This is a genomic window from Pseudoalteromonas sp. APC 3355, from assembly GCF_030407615.1.
In the GTDB taxonomy this organism is placed as follows: domain Bacteria; phylum Pseudomonadota; class Gammaproteobacteria; order Enterobacterales; family Alteromonadaceae; genus Pseudoalteromonas; species Pseudoalteromonas distincta.
On sequence record NZ_JASDDB010000018.1, the window covers coordinates 1 to 15,188 of the forward strand.

Annotated in this window: 17 protein-coding genes; 9 read left to right on the forward strand and 8 right to left on the reverse strand. The window is 39.7% G+C overall.

The window, feature by feature from the left end; translation table 11 throughout:
* Window positions 1-524: 524 nt before the first annotated feature.
* Window positions 525-1,118, forward strand: coding sequence for a hypothetical protein (locus QMA08_RS18215; RefSeq protein WP_290175176.1), 594 nt, complete (start codon window positions 525-527; stop codon window positions 1,116-1,118).
* A gap of 2 nt (window positions 1,119-1,120) precedes the next feature.
* On the opposite strand, the gene QMA08_RS18220 is transcribed toward QMA08_RS18215, so the two are convergent.
* Window positions 1,121-1,501 carry a hypothetical protein gene (locus QMA08_RS18220; protein WP_200219641.1) on the reverse strand — a complete coding sequence of 127 codons (381 nt, stop codon included), beginning with the start codon at window positions 1,499-1,501 and terminating at the stop codon, window positions 1,121-1,123.
* 99 nt (window positions 1,502-1,600) lie between these two features.
* Between QMA08_RS18220 and QMA08_RS18225 the strand changes: the two genes are divergently transcribed.
* A complete protein-coding gene (locus QMA08_RS18225; RefSeq protein ID WP_002959645.1) occupies window positions 1,601-2,041 on the forward strand; it encodes a TerB family tellurite resistance protein in 441 nt (146 codons plus the stop codon).
* Between the two features lie 17 nt (window positions 2,042-2,058).
* Here QMA08_RS18225 and QMA08_RS18230 read toward each other — a convergent pair whose 3' ends face one another.
* Window positions 2,059-2,625, reverse strand: a complete 567-nt coding sequence (locus QMA08_RS18230; RefSeq protein WP_024605004.1) for an NAD(P)H-dependent oxidoreductase — start codon at window positions 2,623-2,625, stop codon at window positions 2,059-2,061.
* A 119-nt stretch (window positions 2,626-2,744) separates the two neighbouring features.
* On the opposite strand from QMA08_RS18230, the gene QMA08_RS18235 reads away from it, so the two are divergent.
* Entirely contained in the window at window positions 2,745-3,644 is a 900-nt protein-coding gene (locus tag QMA08_RS18235) for a LysR family transcriptional regulator (RefSeq protein ID WP_290175177.1), read from the forward strand.
* A gap of 194 nt (window positions 3,645-3,838) precedes the next feature.
* Here the strand turns inward: QMA08_RS18235 and norR are convergent, their stop codons facing one another.
* Window positions 3,839-5,395, reverse strand: a complete 1,557-nt coding sequence (norR, locus tag QMA08_RS18240; protein WP_188162120.1) for a nitric oxide reductase transcriptional regulator NorR — start codon at window positions 5,393-5,395, stop codon at window positions 3,839-3,841.
* Between the two features lie 279 nt (window positions 5,396-5,674).
* Between norR and QMA08_RS18245 the strand changes: the two genes are divergently transcribed.
* A complete protein-coding gene (locus QMA08_RS18245) occupies window positions 5,675-6,907 on the forward strand; it encodes an NnrS family protein (protein WP_290175178.1) in 1,233 nt (410 codons plus the stop codon).
* A gap of 20 nt (window positions 6,908-6,927) precedes the next feature.
* Window positions 6,928-8,109: an NO-inducible flavohemoprotein gene (gene hmpA, locus QMA08_RS18250; protein ID WP_290175179.1), complete on the forward strand. Its 1,182-nt coding sequence runs from the start codon at window positions 6,928-6,930 to the stop codon at window positions 8,107-8,109.
* Between the two features lie 69 nt (window positions 8,110-8,178).
* Here the strand turns inward: hmpA and QMA08_RS18255 are convergent, their stop codons facing one another.
* The 3 genes from QMA08_RS18255 to QMA08_RS18265 all read right to left on the reverse strand — a co-directional run bounded on the left by QMA08_RS18255 (window position 8,179) and on the right by QMA08_RS18265 (window position 10,913).
* On the reverse strand, window positions 8,179-8,550 hold the full coding sequence (locus QMA08_RS18255) for a hypothetical protein (protein WP_138489796.1): 372 nt from the start codon (window positions 8,548-8,550) through the stop codon (window positions 8,179-8,181).
* Window positions 8,550-10,157 carry a S41 family peptidase gene (locus tag QMA08_RS18260; RefSeq protein WP_290175180.1) on the reverse strand — a complete coding sequence of 536 codons (1,608 nt, stop codon included), beginning with the start codon at window positions 10,155-10,157 and terminating at the stop codon, window positions 8,550-8,552. Before QMA08_RS18260 ends, QMA08_RS18255 begins: the two co-directional genes overlap by 1 nt.
* 102 nt (window positions 10,158-10,259) lie before the next feature.
* Complete coding sequence (locus QMA08_RS18265; protein ID WP_033012759.1) at window positions 10,260-10,913, reverse strand: endonuclease; 654 nt, start codon at window positions 10,911-10,913, stop codon at window positions 10,260-10,262.
* 231 nt (window positions 10,914-11,144) lie between these two features.
* On the opposite strand from QMA08_RS18265, the gene QMA08_RS18270 reads away from it, so the two are divergent.
* A complete protein-coding gene (locus QMA08_RS18270) occupies window positions 11,145-12,113 on the forward strand; it encodes a DnaJ C-terminal domain-containing protein (RefSeq protein ID WP_290175181.1) in 969 nt (322 codons plus the stop codon).
* Complete coding sequence (locus tag QMA08_RS18275; protein ID WP_002959626.1) at window positions 12,113-12,433, forward strand: chaperone modulator CbpM; 321 nt, start codon at window positions 12,113-12,115, stop codon at window positions 12,431-12,433. Before QMA08_RS18270 ends, QMA08_RS18275 begins: the two co-directional genes overlap by 1 nt.
* 62 nt (window positions 12,434-12,495) lie before the next feature.
* Here QMA08_RS18275 and QMA08_RS18280 read toward each other — a convergent pair whose 3' ends face one another.
* A complete protein-coding gene (locus QMA08_RS18280; protein ID WP_278382040.1) occupies window positions 12,496-13,221 on the reverse strand; it encodes a hypothetical protein in 726 nt (241 codons plus the stop codon).
* A 313-nt stretch (window positions 13,222-13,534) separates the two neighbouring features.
* On the opposite strand from QMA08_RS18280, the gene QMA08_RS18285 reads away from it, so the two are divergent.
* Window positions 13,535-13,915: a hypothetical protein gene (locus QMA08_RS18285; protein WP_024595094.1), complete on the forward strand. Its 381-nt coding sequence runs from the start codon at window positions 13,535-13,537 to the stop codon at window positions 13,913-13,915.
* Here the strand turns inward: QMA08_RS18285 and QMA08_RS18290 are convergent, their stop codons facing one another.
* Entirely contained in the window at window positions 13,916-14,356 is a 441-nt protein-coding gene (locus tag QMA08_RS18290) for a PaaI family thioesterase (protein WP_149603343.1), read from the reverse strand.
* A 167-nt stretch (window positions 14,357-14,523) separates the two neighbouring features.
* Here QMA08_RS18290 and lexA point away from each other — a divergent pair, with 167 nt between their 5' ends.
* Window positions 14,524-15,141 (forward strand): transcriptional repressor LexA, encoded by a 618-nt coding sequence (gene lexA, locus QMA08_RS18295; protein WP_024595093.1) that lies wholly within the window; start codon window positions 14,524-14,526, stop codon window positions 15,139-15,141.
* The last annotated feature ends 47 nt before the right edge of the window (window positions 15,142-15,188 follow it).

The window sequence follows — 15,188 nt, forward strand, 5'->3', positions numbered from 1 at the left end:
AAAGTAGGACATTACCAGGCTTCAAATTGTAGAGAGCCCGACTAGAAATAGTCGGGCTTTTTTACGTCTGCAGAAAATTGAAATGTGCGCAATTAACATACACTCATATCGCGACACAAAGAGAGTGTAGCATTTCACTGTGGCTCTCTACCGCTATGGGCACTACGACATCCTACTGCGTAGCGCACCGACTTCAAATTGTAGAAAGCCCGACTAGAGATAGTCGGGCTTTTTTACGTCTGTAGAAAAGTAAAATGTGCGCAATTAATGCACACTTACAGCAACACCCATCACGTAGGTCGTTCGAGCGTAGCGACTCCCGACGTTAAAATCACATCTAGGAGTGTGCAATTAATATTTATAAAAGTAGGATTGTTAATGAGAGCAGAGATATTTAGTCGTTAAGCATTACTTAAAGTTTTATCTAGTTGTCCTGTTCTCATTTTTATATAGATACTTCTAATAAAGTACTTAAGAAAACTGTACTATTACAGGTGTTTTAAAATAACTATAACGAGAAACATATGAAATTATTAACTGCAGCAACTTTATTACTTGCTTCATCGACAGCCTTTGCACGCCCTGCACCATTAGTGTCTATTCCTACTCATGATGCCTTTTTTAATAGTATTGCAGCGCATTGCGGTAAAGCTTTTGAAGGTGAAGTAGCGGTAGATAACGCGAAAGGGCCAAGCTCATTTACAGATAAAAAACTGGTTATGCATGTACGTAAATGTAGTGAGACTGAGTTACAAGTACCGTTTCATGTAGGAGACGATGCATCACGTACGTGGATCATAACTAAAACGGGTAGCGGCTTGAGTTTAAAGCACGATCATCGTCATAAAAATGGAACAGACGACGCATCAACTATGTATGGTGGCCATACGCTTGATGCAGGGTCTGCGCAGATACAGTCGTTTCCAGCAGACCAATACTCTAAAGAGTTATTTGTAAAACAAGGTCTTGCGCAGTCTGTAGGTAATACATGGCAAATGTATATTTACCCAGAAGTATTTACTTATCGATTAATTCGCCAAGGACGTGAATTTAAGGTGGATTTTGATTTAACTAAACCGATTACTCCACCATCAGCACCTTGGGGTTATAAAGACTAAGGTTACTTACCCTTGTTTGTATCTTCTTTAGTTTCGCATTGGAGTAAAACACTTAAATCTGGTTGGTAAGCGCGTGGTTTTGTTGGAAAACGTTCGTACTCTTGCACGCCTTCAAGTACTTTCAACATAAAGGTATTGCCGCGGCATAGACGGTCAGCATGGCGTAACAAAAATACACTTTGATTGGTAAAGTGTTTGTAATCGTCTGACTGGATTTCTATTTTATAGTTGTCTTCGCCAATTTGTGTTTGGTAGTAATGTACTTTGTTATCAAAGTCGTAGAGCTTCTCGGTTTCGGCTTTTTCAGCAAGTGCAGTATTTGCACTCGAAAGGGCCACCAGCGTAGCGCCTATAAATAAGCGTGGTGTGTTTATTCCTTTCATAAAATGTATCCTTTAATTTGCGAACTTTATACCCATTAATAAGAGTAATAAGGTCGATTTCTTTACGTATTAGTCTAACACCCAAAAAGGGAAAGTGTGATGTTCAAACAAATAAAACAACTTTTTGCTGTATTCGATGAACAGCAGCCAAGTATGCAAGAGCACGATTTAAAAACAGCGGTTGCTGCATTATTAATTGAAGTTATGCGCGCAGATACCAAGCTTGAACATGATGAACAACGAACCCTGACTGTAACCTTAAAAAAGTACTTTAATTTAACAGACACTGAGGTTAATGAGCTTACTAATAATGCGGCAAGTAGCTTAGATGATTCGATAGATTACTTTCAGTTTTCAAAGCAGATTAATGAGCATTGTAGCGCGGCGCAGCGAATAGAAATAATAGAGTTATTATGGCGCTTAGCGTATGCTGATGGAGAAATAGATCCCCAAGAAGACTACGTTATACGTAAAGTAGCAGGGCTTTTATATGTAACGCATACCGACTTTATCGCCGCCAAAATAGCAGCGACAAAGTAAGTAGGCGTGCGTGCAAGTTATTTTAACTTACTTGCAACGCTTACTAACTGATGAGCGAGAGCTGATACTTTTTCAGCCGTTACAGGTTCATTTATTTGCCCATTTTCATTAAACAATGTGTGCACAGCGGGTACTGCAAGTTGATCGGCAAGCACTAACGATCCAATACCGCTTAATATATCACGCACATGATTTAAACCGCGTAAGCCGCCAAGCCCACCAGGCGATGCTGCAAACAAAGCAACCACTTTATTACGAAAAGCAGGAACAGCACCTTGTTCTGTGCGCGATGCCCAATCAATCGCATTTTTTAGTGCTGCGGTAATAGAGCCGTTGTATTCTGGGCTTGCTAGTAAAATACCGTCGGCTGTACGTAGCTTATCTTTTAAAAGCTGTACATCGCTAGGTGTACCTTGCGCTTCAATATCTTCGTTAAATAGTGGGATGTTTAATTCGTTTAGTTTTATTACTTCTACTTCAGCACCTGTTTGTAGAGCAAAACGTGCTGCCTCATTGATAATTTTTTGATTAAAGCTTTCTTGGCGAAGGCTTCCAGCTAGGGCGATAATTTTTGGTGCTGACATGGTAGTGGCCTTTTAATGTTTTAAGTTACATGACTAATGTAGCAAAATTTCACTTGTAGAAAACCCTAATAAACGCAACACTTATGTGCGTATATGCACATAAGTAAAAGGTAGGCAGCATGGCGATAAAATTTGAAGATTGGCAAGACGTTAAAGTTGCGTTTGAAGTAGCACGGTTAGGCACGCTGACAGCGGCGGCCGAGGAGCTTAATGTGCACCACAGCACAGTGCTTAGACGCATTAATAATCTTGAAGAAAACTTAAATGCACGGCTTTTTCATCGCCATGCTCGTGGCTACAAGGTTACTGAAATTGGCACCAAGTTATTTGCAACAGCACAAACAATCCATAGCTCCTTAGAGCAGTTACATAACGATATAGTAGCGGCCGATAGCGCCCTTAGAGGTAGTTTGTTGCTAACGACGGTAAGTGGCTTTATGGATATACTTGGTGATGTATGTGAGCAATTTCAGGCGCTACATCCACAAGTGCAGCTTGAGGTTATTTTAGAACAAAAAAGGCTAAGGCTCGATCACGGACAAGCACACATTGCAGTGCGTGCAGGCCCAAGACCTGATGAAGGCGATTATATTGCTCAGCATTTGGCGCAGCTTTCATCGGGTTTATACGCTAATAAACGTTACATTAATAAGTACGGTATGCCTAAATTATTAAGTGATTTACAACAACATAATTTTGTATCGGGCGTGGCAGGTTTTAATGCCCGCGTGCCTTATTTTGCATGGGCTGATGAACATATTCCTGCATCGCAAATTAAGCTGCGAGTATCTGAAACCGCAGAAGCGACTCGTGCAATAATTAAAGGGCTAGGCATAGGCGGATTACAGCATGACGTAGCGGCGCAATACCCTGATTTAGTGCCTGTATTGCACAGTGAGTTAAGCTGGCCTACCGATGTATGGTTAGTCACGCATCACTTAGTGCATCGCACTGCTAAAGTGCAAGCTTTTGCAGGGTTGCTAAAAACACATTTTAGTAAGTTAGCTGCTAATCAATAGTTTTATACCAACCTGCATAAATCTTTGATCAATTTAACGAATTAAATTTCACTATAACGTCGTTAAAAATTTTTTATTTAGAACAACTAGATACAAAAATTTTTGCCTAGTTCTAGCGTAATTTTCTTAACGTTAAATAGACCCCATATATAAGCAGATTGGTATTAGCAGCATTTTAGCTGTGTTTTAAATGATTATAGTGTTTTTTTTACTTCTATTCCTAGGCGTTTAGCCAAGCGTACTAAGTTTGCTCTATCTAATTCAAGTACTCTTGCTGCTGCCGACCAGTTGTAGTTATGCTGTTTTAATTGCTCGGTAATTATGTTGTATTGCAACGATTCTACAGCTTGTTTTAAAGGTTGGTTGATTAAGGCGTTCGCTGTACTTCGGCTCTCTGCTATAGGGGGTTGCAGCGCACTCGGTGTTAAATCACAGTGCTCGCTTGTAATGGTTATTATTGGATTTTGCCATTGGCTTTGTTTTGCTTTTAGGGCGCTGCGGCTAATGACATGTTCAAGCTCGCGAACGTTACCTGGCCAGTTGTACTGATTAAGCAATGCTTGCGCTTCGGGGCTTAGTTTTAATTGTTTTATCCCTAATTTACGGGCTGTTTGCTCAATAAAATAACCAGCTAAGAGTGTTATGTCGTGCTCGCGTTTACTAAGTGGTGGCACAGTAATAGGGTAGACACTGAGGCGATGGTATAAATCGGCTCTAAAGCGACCTTGAGCTACTTCTTCTTTTAAATTTCTGTTGGTTGCAGCAACGACGCGTACATCTACGTACTTTGGCGTGTCTTCTCCTACCGTTTGTATTTCGCCACTTTGTAGCACTCGTAATAGTTTACTTTGCATGGCCAGGGGCAGTTCGCCAATTTCATCTAAAAATAACGTGCCGCCATCAGCTAATTGAAATTTACCTTGGCGCGAATTTTGTGCGCCTGTAAAAGCCCCTTTCGCATGACCAAAAAATTCACTTTCAGCAAGGCTTTCGGGAAGTGAGGCGCAATTTAAGTGAATAAGCGGTTGATCTTTGCGAGCTGAATTTAAGTGAATATTACGCGCAACAAGCTCTTTCCCTACCCCTGTTTCACCTAATATAAGCACGCTAAAGTTAGATGCTGCAACGAGTTTAATGTCGTTTTTAAGTGTTTGCATTAGCGGACTTTGGCCAATAATTTCACCGCCGTCCCGTGTTAATGCTTCACGATTTAGTTCTTGTACTAATGCACTTGAGTGCTGTGCATGCTGTTTGTAATGGGCAAGTTCTAAGGCCGTTTTAAAGTGCGCGCTACACAGCGTTTGTAAGGTATTGAGTGTATCAGCGCTTATGCTGTTAAATGCATTGGCGTTAAGGCTATCAAACGTAAGTACGCCAAGTAGCGCGTTTTTATCATAAAGAGGTAAACCTAAACATGCATGTACCGGTATGTCGCCGGTTTTAGCTAATAGCAATCCGTCGTATGGATCGGGTAGTGGGCAGTCGTGCGCAAATTGAAGCGCGAGTGTGCTTTTGCAAATAGCTTCTAGGCGAGGGTGTTCTACTATTTTAAATCGTCTGCCTAAACTGTCGGGCATTAATCCTTTAATTGCCAGGGGTTTTAATTGTTCGCCCTGAAGCACTAATAACGCACTTGCATCACTAGGAATAACCCGTTCAACCGTTGCTAGTAATTGATCAAAGCTATGCTCGTGTAGTGTACTTTGAGCAAGCTCTAGAGCAACTTGTGTAAGGTTGAATTGCTGGTTCACGTCAAAATGACCTATTTGTGTTTTTATGAGTTAATTTATAGTAGGTCATAAAGACTCACACTGTAAAGTGATTTAATTTAACTTGTTGAATTTAATTAATTAAACTTGTTGGCACAGTATGTGTAATAGCTAAGTAACGTAGTTAGTTACAGAGATCGCCATGAACACACTAATGCTGAATAATTTAAATAATCAAACACAGTTTAGTTCACTGCATGAGGCACTAGCGTGCGCTGAATACTTTTTTGCTCAGTATGGTGTAGGGCAGGAAATAAAATAATGCGCCCTATAAACTTAACAGAGCCAATGCCAGCACGCGTTGCTATTCATCAAGTATCTCAATGGCCGTTATGGATGCTAGCTTTTAGGCCTTTCTTTTTAGGCGGTGGCTTATTGGCATTTTTGTCAGTGGGGTATTGGCTACTTATTTTAACAGGCCATGCAAGTTGGCACTTATCGATACCTGCGACATTATGGCACGCGCACGAAATGCTGTTTGGCTTTGCAGGAGTTGTAGCTGTTGGCTTTTTACTTACCGCAGCACAAACGTGGACAGGCGTGCCGAGCATAAGTGGCAAAGCCCTTATGTGGCTCACGTTTATATGGCTTGCAGCGCGCTTAGCCTTTTTTGTGATATTGCCTGATATTGCTCATTTTAATTTATATGCTGCACTTACATTACAAGTTATTTGGTGGCTAGGCGCCATAACCGCGTTGGCTAATATGTTATTAAAAGCCAATAGCAAAAGTAACTATCCGTTTTTAGCTATTTTAGCTGTGCTTTGTGGGCTCAATGTATTGTATTTAATACTTGTTTTACAACAAAACATGCAGCTTGCACTTGGTGTGGTTGATACCGCAGTACTGGTAATTACTTTACTAGTTGGCATTGTTGCGGGCCGCGTTTTACCATTTTTTACCGCTAAAGGTCTAGGTTTAGCCGCACAAGTTCGCACTCCTAAAATAGATAAAGCGGTGATGTATTTATCTATTTTGGCTATCACTTTGTTTTTCATCAACAAGTTGTTTTTGAACACGATTAATCCTGCGTTAGTTGTTGCAACTGTTGCTGCGCTTCACCTGCTTAGGGCTGGTTGTTGGTGGGATAGCAAGGTATTGAGAGTGCCGTTGTTATGGTCTTTACATTTTTCTTACTTAGCGTTAGGCGTAGGGTTAATGATGGTTGCATTTAGCTTTTATAGCAGTGCAATACAATTTAAAGATGCGCTGCACTTAATCACTATTGGCACAATAGGTATGATGATTTTAGCAATGATGACGCGTGTATCACATGGTCATACAGGGCGGACACTCGCTATTCCCCATTACATGGCTGTTGCTTTTGCGTTTTTGCTTGTGGCCGCTATTACTCGTTCATTACTCCCTTTTATTATTGGGCCTCACCTTGCTTGGCAAATAAGTGCTTTGCTGTGGTTAGTGGCTTTTTCATTATTTTTAATTCACTGCACACCTATATTAACGCGGCGTCGTGTTGATGGGCGTCGTGGTTAGTTCATCCATAGGAAACACATATGTTATCTGATAAAACCATTGAGATTGTAAAAAGCACAGTTCCGTTATTAGCGCAGGCGGGTACGGTTGTTACCGATCATTTTTATAAGCGTTTATTTAGCCATAATCCTGAGCTTAAAAATATTTTTAATATGGCGAATCAAGATACAGGTCGTCAGCAATTTGCACTTTTTAATGCATTGGCTGCGTATGCACAAAATATTGATAATTTAGCCGTATTAAAAGAAGCGCTAACACGTATTAATCATAAGCATACCAGCTTGAATATTTTACCTGAGCATTACCCTATTGTAGGTGCACACTTAATTGGTACGCTTAAAGAGCTTCTTCCTGAGCAATTTACTCCCGATGTTGAATACGCTTGGCGCGAAGCTTACGGCGTACTTGCTGATATTTGTATAACCGAAGAAGCTGCTTTGTATGAGCACAGTAAAAATAAACACGGTGGTTGGGCGGGAACTCGCCAATTTGAAATAACCAACAAACAGGCCGAATCAGAACTAGTAACGAGTTTTACACTTACGCCAGTTGATGGCGAAGCTGTTATTACACATAAACCAGGGCAGTATTTAGGTATTAAAGTTAAGCCAGAGGGCGCTGAATATGAAGAAATTCGCCAGTATTCTATTTCACAAAAAAGTAACGCTAAAAACTACCGTATTAGTGTTAAAAAAGAGCTACAGCCAAAGCCTGGCATGGTGTCTAATTATTTACACTCATTAGAGCAAGGCACTATTGTTGAGTTGTACCCGCCGGCAGGAGACTTCTTTTTACGCAATAACACAAGTCCAGTGGTTCTCATTTCAGCAGGTGTTGGGCAAACGCCAATGCTGGCTATGCTTGAAACGTTATTAAGTGACAACTCTAATCAAGAGATTATGTATTTACATGCCTGCGAAAATACTCAGCAGCATTCGTTTTCAAAATATTTAAATGAGTTAAATGTAGTTTATAACCGCTTACAAACAATGACGTGGTTTAACCAAGCGACAGAGGGCGCTGACTTTACTGGGTTAATGAACCTAAACGCAGTACAAGCACAGCTACCATTGAGTAATGGTGACTTTTACTTATGTGGTCCTGCCGGTTTTATGGCATTTATAAAAAACCAGTTACTTGAGTTAGGTGTTAAAAACGAGCAGATTCATTATGAAGTGTTTGGTCCGCATCAAGACTTGTAATAACGCTTTAAAATAGAAAAAGGCGTGCAGCGATGTGCTGCGCGCCTTTTTTATAAACTTTAAAGTGCCTTATAACTCTTTACAGGTCACACCTTCAAGTACTGTAGTAAGCTCTTTTTTAGGATAGTAAAGTTCGCATTGATTATTACGTAGTTGCAAAATAAACTTCTCAGATTTTATATTATGCGCGCCCATAATTACTCTGCCATCAGACCCTTTACTCATTGCATGATCAATTAGCAGTTCGCTACGTTTAGTAAATACGGAATCGGAAAGTGTTACTAATGCGCCTCCCTTAGCTTGTTGAATTGCCTGTTGTAGTGTTGTAATAACGCTGGGATTAACGCTCGTTAATATAGCGGGTTTAGCGGGCTCACTATTTACACTTTGGCATCCTCCCAAAGCGAATAAGGTAGCTAATGGGAGTAATAATTTAGCCATTACCTTTCCTCACTCAGTGTTGGCCAAGTTAAGTCCATATTACGCTGGGTAAATTGCTCAGGCATATTTAAAGGAATGAGAGATTCACGAGAGCTTGAAAAATTAGCTGGCTCTGCTTTTGCAGCAGCCGTTCTAATTGGACAACTGCCATTTTCAACATGAAACAATGCGGTGGCTAAAACGGCCTCGTCACTGTCGCCTAACTGATGATCAAAGTCGTCCTCAATTTCACAACCTTGAACATCAGCATCAAATTGTGGAGTAGGGGTTGGTGTAAAACCCGCAGCGTATTCGCCAAATCCTTTGCTATTTACGCCACTAAATTGAATAGTGTAATAGGTTGTTGCGCAGTTATGAGTTGGGGTAAAGCCATAGGGCTTACCGCAGGTTGTGTCGCCAATTAAAATAACTTCTGCGTCTATACCTTTTAAACCATTAATAAAAGCTTCTGATGCCGAACAGGTGCCTGATGTGCTTAATACATAAACCTTTGATAGGTTTAAATCAGGTAGGTTTTCACCTGTGCTAAAAAAAGTAGAGTAATCTATTTCTTCATCAATAAATGGAAAAGGTGAATCAACGGGTTGTTTATCGTTTTGTTGAGTTTGATAATAAAAGCGGTTGTTAACGTTGGCATTACCGGCAACCATATAAGCCAATTGTGCTGACAGTGCTAATAAACCACCACCGTTATATCTAAAGTCGATTACAAGCTCATCAATACCATCGGTTTTAAACTTATTTACTGCATCAATAAGCCCTTCTTGGGCAATGCTTATATGGCTATTAAATTGCATGTAACCCACGCTTGAACCATTTGCGGTTGTAATCGTTTTAACATTTTGAACTGGTGTTTGTTCAATATTGCCAGCGGTTACATTAAATGTTTTTTCGGCACCATCGTTACTGCGTACAACAATAGTATGTGAGTCGCCGTTAGTAGGACTAAATAAACCTTCGTTAAGCGTATCTACACCCGACTGTGTATTGGTATTAATGCTAACACCGTCAACTGAAAGTACAGTATCACCACGTTGAAAGCCTATTTGGCTTGCAGGTGAATCATCTTCAAGATAAGCGACGCGTAAAATACGGTCGGCTGTATCGCCAATAAACGCCCAATTTATACCGTAACCAGAAGTAACGCCCGATTGCGCTTCTTGGAAGTAATCTTCAGTAGGTTCTGAAAAATGAAAGTTATCTTTTTTTGCACCTGAGTCGGTAAGCTGCTCTGTTTTTAATTGGGCAAAATAATCGGCTACTGTGGCAAAGCTTTCAGGATCGTTATCGGCAATCTCATCATACCAAAGGTAGGTTTCGTCGCTCCAAGAGCGAAGCCAGAGTTTTTCGTAAAGGGCAGAACCGGCTTGATCTGGGTAAGGCTCGTTGTTATTAAAGGGATCATTACCCGTACGCGGGGTTTCGCAAAAGTTTTTTAAATCGTTAGAGGGTTCAAATACACCCGCAGTCCATGTTGGACTGCTACTAACAGGTGTTGTAACTACAGGGGCTGAGTCGATACCGCTACCGCCGCCGCCACAACCGGTCAAAGCAAAGCCCGCAAATGCAGTGAAAATGGCAAGCGAGGTTTTATTTTTTTTAAACATAGGTAAGGGCTTTTTTTTGTAAATAAGTTGTTTAAAATATTACAACACTCGCTCGTTTATTCAACATTTATAACTTTGATTTATGTAAATGAGTGTTAAAGCTTAGAGCTTGCTCGCACTACTTGTATCTGCGAATGCTTGCTTTTTCCACGCATTAAATAACTTTTGCTGTTTATCAGAGATTTTTAAACCGTATGTTTTCTGCATGTAAGCGTAAGTGTCGGCTATACGTTTACGTGCATAGACAGGCGGTTCAACTACACGTTGCTTAAAGTTTACTTTTACTTCGCAGCGACCATACTGTGTGGCGTTTTCGCTAAGCATGCCAAAACGATAATTAGAGCGATCGGCATTAATTTCGCCAATAGCTGGCGCTAAGTTATTTATATCAGCTTCCATTTTTCTAAATTTAGCACTTACTTTACGGCAGTTTTTACGTCCGCCATCTTGCCAACATTGTAGCTGATGACCAAATTCCCACGCCGGAACAATATGTTCCCACTCAATGCGTAGTGCTCGCACATTTACTTTGCCTGAGCGGGTAAGTGTATTTCGAGGAATGTAACCACAGTTAGAAGGATCAGGAATGAGTTTTTTGCCTTCTTTTTTAATATCACAGCCGCAGTAAATGCTTTTGGCGTTGTCAGGTAGGGTTTTAATTAAATGTCTTTTAGCCGTTGAAAAACGGGTAAATTGTTCGGCTGATACCGAAACGCACACACAACAAGCCAATAAGGCCAGAATAAATCGAGTCATATCCATCACAAATGTGAACTACAGGAATAGGCAGTTTAAAGCCTTGAAGATAAAAGATAAAGTTAACTTAAGGCCTACGCTTATATTAATAAAAAGTGCCTGATTAATTTTTTACTCAAAGTTATTTTCACTATTCATTTATTTCTTACTATTTATCGTATTTTAACCACACAAGGTTACCCGTTAAGGAGTATGCTTAAAGCTTACTCAATATGAGGATTTGGATTGCAAATGAAATTTGTTGATTATTATGCAGTGCTTGGAATATCGCCTGATGCAGATGATAAAGCGGTTAAAGTAGCTTATAAAAAGTTAGCCAGAAAATATCACCCAGATGTAAGCAAAGAGCCTCAAGCAGAAGATAAGTTTAAAGAAATAGCAGAAGCTTACGAAGTCATCCATAACAAAGAAGAACGCACTAAATACGACGAGTTACGTCGTCACCAACAAAATCGTGCTCGTCAACAGCAAGGCCATTATGGTGGTAACAATGCCTCTTCGCAAAGTAATTATCAGCAAAGCGATCCTCAAACCGACCAAGAGTTTTCTGACTTTATTAATTCAATGTTTGGCGGAGCTGGTGGATTCGATCGTTCCGGGCAGAGCAGAAGTAACGCCGCTCGCGCGCAAAAAGGACAAGATGTGGAAATAGAGTTCCCAATTTTTCTTGAAGAGACTTTAGTTGATACCGTGAAGCCTGTTGAGTTTATGTTACCGCAGCGAGACAGCAGTGGCCGTGTCACTGAAATTAAAAAATCACTTAAAGTGAAAATTCCTGCAGGCTCAGTAAATGGCGAACGAATTCGACTAAAAGGGCAAGGCGGATTAGGGTCAGCGAATGGGCAAAATGGCGACTTGTATTTACAAATTAGTTTAGTGCCTCACCCATTATTTGATGTTGAGGGTCATAACCTAAATATAGTTGTCCCTCTTGCACCATGGGAAGCGGCTCTTGGTACAAAGCTAAATTTACCTACGTTGACAGGAAAAATCCAATTAACTATTCCTTCTAATAGTCAGTCTGGTCAACGCTTGCGTATTAAAGGTAAGGGATTAATGAGTAAAAAAGCTAAAGGTGATTTATTTGCTGTGCTTAAAATTGTTAATCCAACATCTGTTGATGATACCAGTAAAAAACTTTGGGAAGAATTAGCCGAAAAAGCTCACTTTAATCCCCGTAATAACTGGAGCAAGCCATAATGCAAATTATCGTGACACAAAAGGACGATTTACTTACTAGCAAAGAGCTATGTTTGAGTAGTGATATTAGCGAAGCAATTTTATATGAGCTAGTTGAGCATAATATTGCGGTTCCAATTGAGGGGGAGCATGTTACACAGTGGCAATTTACGGTATCTGCAGTGACCTTAGTTAAAAAAGCGGCCCGTATCCAACATGACTTTTCGTTAGATTGGTCGGCAATAGCTTTAGTTTTACAATTACTGGATGAGCGTGATGAGTTGATTTTCGAAAACGAAATGTTAAAGCGACATTTGAGTCGATTTAAGCACTTGGAATAAAATAAGCACTAGGCTTATTTACTCTTTGATAAGTGGGCGCTAGCTCTCAAAAACCAATATGACTACTTTGATTTATTCTTATTTTTAATTCGGATAAATCGTTTTAGTCGTATATTTTGTATAAGTAGTAATATTCCACTTAAACAAAAAAGTACACTGGTTGCTGAAAAGCTAATAAGCAGTGGATTATTAAAATTCTCTCGCTCATCGTAATCCATAATATGTAACATCCAAAAAAAGTCGAATATTCGCCATAGCGTGCTGCGAACGGTGACAACTTTGCCGTTATTTTCTGACAAGTACAGTGTTGTGTTAAAAGTGTCGTCAAATTGGACCTGCCAAACATTGGTTTTATATCCGACTTCCCGCGTACCTTGCTTTAGTAGTACAACGCTTGTTACTTGAGCGTCAATAAGTAAGTGTGCTTTAGCATTTGCGGTAATTTGTATTTTAGTTGGCGGTTCAAATGGTCGGCCTGTTATGCCATTGAAGCTTTGCTGCTCGTTATTACTAAAGAAAGTAATAAGTGGTGTAGTTAAGAAGTTCTCAAAAATTATTTGTGTTGGATTAACCACCTGAGAGGCAATATCGTCAAGGGAGGCAACATAATCAGCCTGCGTAAATGGGTTATTAAGAGTACGTGTTGCAAGATGCTCCCCATGAACTTTATCAAGAGGGATTGCACTCATAATTAAACCACCTAGTAACCATGCTAAAATTTGTAGTGCTAATAAATAACCTAACCATTTATGTAACTTGCGAGCATGTTTAAATATTTTTTTATTCATGTTTTAGTCTTATTATTTTTAGAGGCTAGTTTATTACATTAATGGGATAAGTTACTGCGACATTTTGTCGCAGTTTGTACTATAGCTTACTGTAATCATTTAAAAATAAAAAAGATTACACTTAAATCCCTAACATGACTTATCTGTTTAATTGAGCTGGATGTTTGATATCCAGCTAGCTTTAAATGCTAAAAAATACTTAAAAGCTGCGAAATATCCATATAAAGTGGTTAATAGAGCATAGTTGATTTGGTATAACGGTAAAACTGCGTTAAAGTTTGCAATGAAATTATTAGAGGATAAATACGAAACGATGTCGGAAATTCAATTTTTAAATGTAGATCTTGAGCTTGAATCAAAGCAAGATATTAGTTTGCTAGTGGCGGACTTGAAAAAAGTCGCGACGATTTTACATTATGACAAAGACGAATACCGTCAACTAGCGCGTATTGAAGCTACAGGTGAGGTGAGCACACCTGATAAAGCCATAAACCATATATGTGAGCTTATTGAATCGTGTTCGCGTAACGCGCTAAAGCAATGGTTAAGCTGTTCACGTAGAACGTTTGATATTGGTTTTGAATCAGGGACTTCTCCTAAGTGCTTTAATCAAGCCTTAGATGCAGATACATTATTGCGTATATCTGCGATTGGTGCGGGTATGGAAATTACCATTTACCCAATCGAAAAGTAACTATCTTCGCTCTACGACTGCTGCGGTCATTTTTGATACGCAGCACAGCTCATTGCGGCTATTTGTAATTTTTATTTCCCACACTGAACTACGTTTGCCAATATGAAATGCTCTAGCCGTGGCTGTTAAAGTGCCGTTGCGAGATGCTTTTAAATGACTTGCGCTAATCTCCTGCCCTACACAGTAAAATTTAGTAAAATCGACAACAAAGTTAGCGGCATAGCTGGCAACTGTTTCGGCAAGTACAACGTTAGCACCGCCGTGAACCATGCCCATTGGGTTATGATGTTCAGGAATTGCCGGCATTGTGGCAACCAAATAATCATCGCCAATTTCTGTGACTTCTATCCCCATAGTTTTCATTAATGTTCCTTGGCCATTAATGCCTTGCTCTAACTGCTTGCACAGCTCTAAGGTGATGGGCTGGTACCAAATACTCATAATGTCTCCTTTGCATTTTTAATCATTTATAAACTTAGCTTTAGTTATATCCTTGAAATGTACACAAGTGAAATTACTTTAGCTATTTTAAGGCTTAATTTAAATTTGCGATTTTTATTTAACTGTATATACTCACAGTTAAATGTACTGTATGGAAAACCAGTTGTATGCGACCATTAACGAACCGCCAAGCTCAAATACTCGAACTAATTAAAGTTTTTATTAAAGACACTGGTATGCCCCCTACACGTGCTGAAATAGCGCAAACATTAGGTTTTAAAAGTGCCAATGCTGCTGAAGAACATTTAAAAGCACTTGCTAAAAAAGGCGCAATTAAAATGAAACCAGGTGCAAGCCGTGGTATCCAATTAATTGAAGAAGAAGAGCCAGAACAATTAGGTTTACCGCTTATAGGGCGTGTTGCTGCTGGTTCACCTATTTTGGCGCAAGAGCACGTTGAAAGTCACTGCAAAATCGATCCATTAATGTTTAAACCGGCTGCAGATTTTTTACTACGCGTTAACGGTATGAGCATGAAAGATATTGGTATTATGGATGGTGATTTACTTGCTGTACATCGTACTCAAACCGCTGAAAATGGACAAGTTGTTGTTGCTCGCCTAGACGAAGACGTAACTGTAAAACGTCTTGAGAAAGCGGGTCGTAAAGTATTACTTCATGCTGAAAACGACGATTTTGACTCTATTGAAGTAGATCTTGAGAATGAGTCTTTTAATATTGAAGGCTTAGCCGTTGGCGTTATAAGAAACGCTGATTGGATGTGACTTGAAAAATAGCTTTTAAACAAGCAGTTTTATAAATGCGTACTAAT

Bases quoted from the DNA above. Each gene is read 5' to 3' on its own strand.
- QMA08_RS18215 (WP_290175176.1), top strand. From the start codon at position 525: ATGAAATTATTAACTGCAGCAACTTTATTACTTGCTTCATCGACAGCC.
- QMA08_RS18220 (WP_200219641.1), bottom strand. From the start codon at position 1,501: ATGAAAGGAATAAACACACCACGCTTATTTATAGGCGCTACGCTGGTG.
- QMA08_RS18225 (WP_002959645.1), top strand. From the start codon at position 1,601: ATGTTCAAACAAATAAAACAACTTTTTGCTGTATTCGATGAACAGCAG.
- QMA08_RS18230 (WP_024605004.1), bottom strand. From the start codon at position 2,625: ATGTCAGCACCAAAAATTATCGCCCTAGCTGGAAGCCTTCGCCAAGAA.
- QMA08_RS18235 (WP_290175177.1), top strand. From the start codon at position 2,745: ATGGCGATAAAATTTGAAGATTGGCAAGACGTTAAAGTTGCGTTTGAA.
- QMA08_RS18245 (WP_290175178.1), top strand. From the start codon at position 5,675: ATGCGCCCTATAAACTTAACAGAGCCAATGCCAGCACGCGTTGCTATT.
- hmpA (WP_290175179.1), top strand. From the start codon at position 6,928: ATGTTATCTGATAAAACCATTGAGATTGTAAAAAGCACAGTTCCGTTA.
- QMA08_RS18255 (WP_138489796.1), bottom strand. From the start codon at position 8,550: ATGGCTAAATTATTACTCCCATTAGCTACCTTATTCGCTTTGGGAGGA.
- QMA08_RS18260 (WP_290175180.1), bottom strand. From the start codon at position 10,157: ATGTTTAAAAAAAATAAAACCTCGCTTGCCATTTTCACTGCATTTGCG.
- QMA08_RS18265 (WP_033012759.1), bottom strand. From the start codon at position 10,913: ATGACTCGATTTATTCTGGCCTTATTGGCTTGTTGTGTGTGCGTTTCG.
- QMA08_RS18270 (WP_290175181.1), top strand. From the start codon at position 11,145: ATGAAATTTGTTGATTATTATGCAGTGCTTGGAATATCGCCTGATGCA.
- QMA08_RS18275 (WP_002959626.1), top strand. From the start codon at position 12,113: ATGCAAATTATCGTGACACAAAAGGACGATTTACTTACTAGCAAAGAG.
- QMA08_RS18280 (WP_278382040.1), bottom strand. From the start codon at position 13,221: ATGAATAAAAAAATATTTAAACATGCTCGCAAGTTACATAAATGGTTA.
- QMA08_RS18285 (WP_024595094.1), top strand. From the start codon at position 13,535: ATGTCGGAAATTCAATTTTTAAATGTAGATCTTGAGCTTGAATCAAAG.
- QMA08_RS18290 (WP_149603343.1), bottom strand. From the start codon at position 14,356: ATGAGTATTTGGTACCAGCCCATCACCTTAGAGCTGTGCAAGCAGTTA.
- lexA (WP_024595093.1), top strand. From the start codon at position 14,524: ATGCGACCATTAACGAACCGCCAAGCTCAAATACTCGAACTAATTAAA.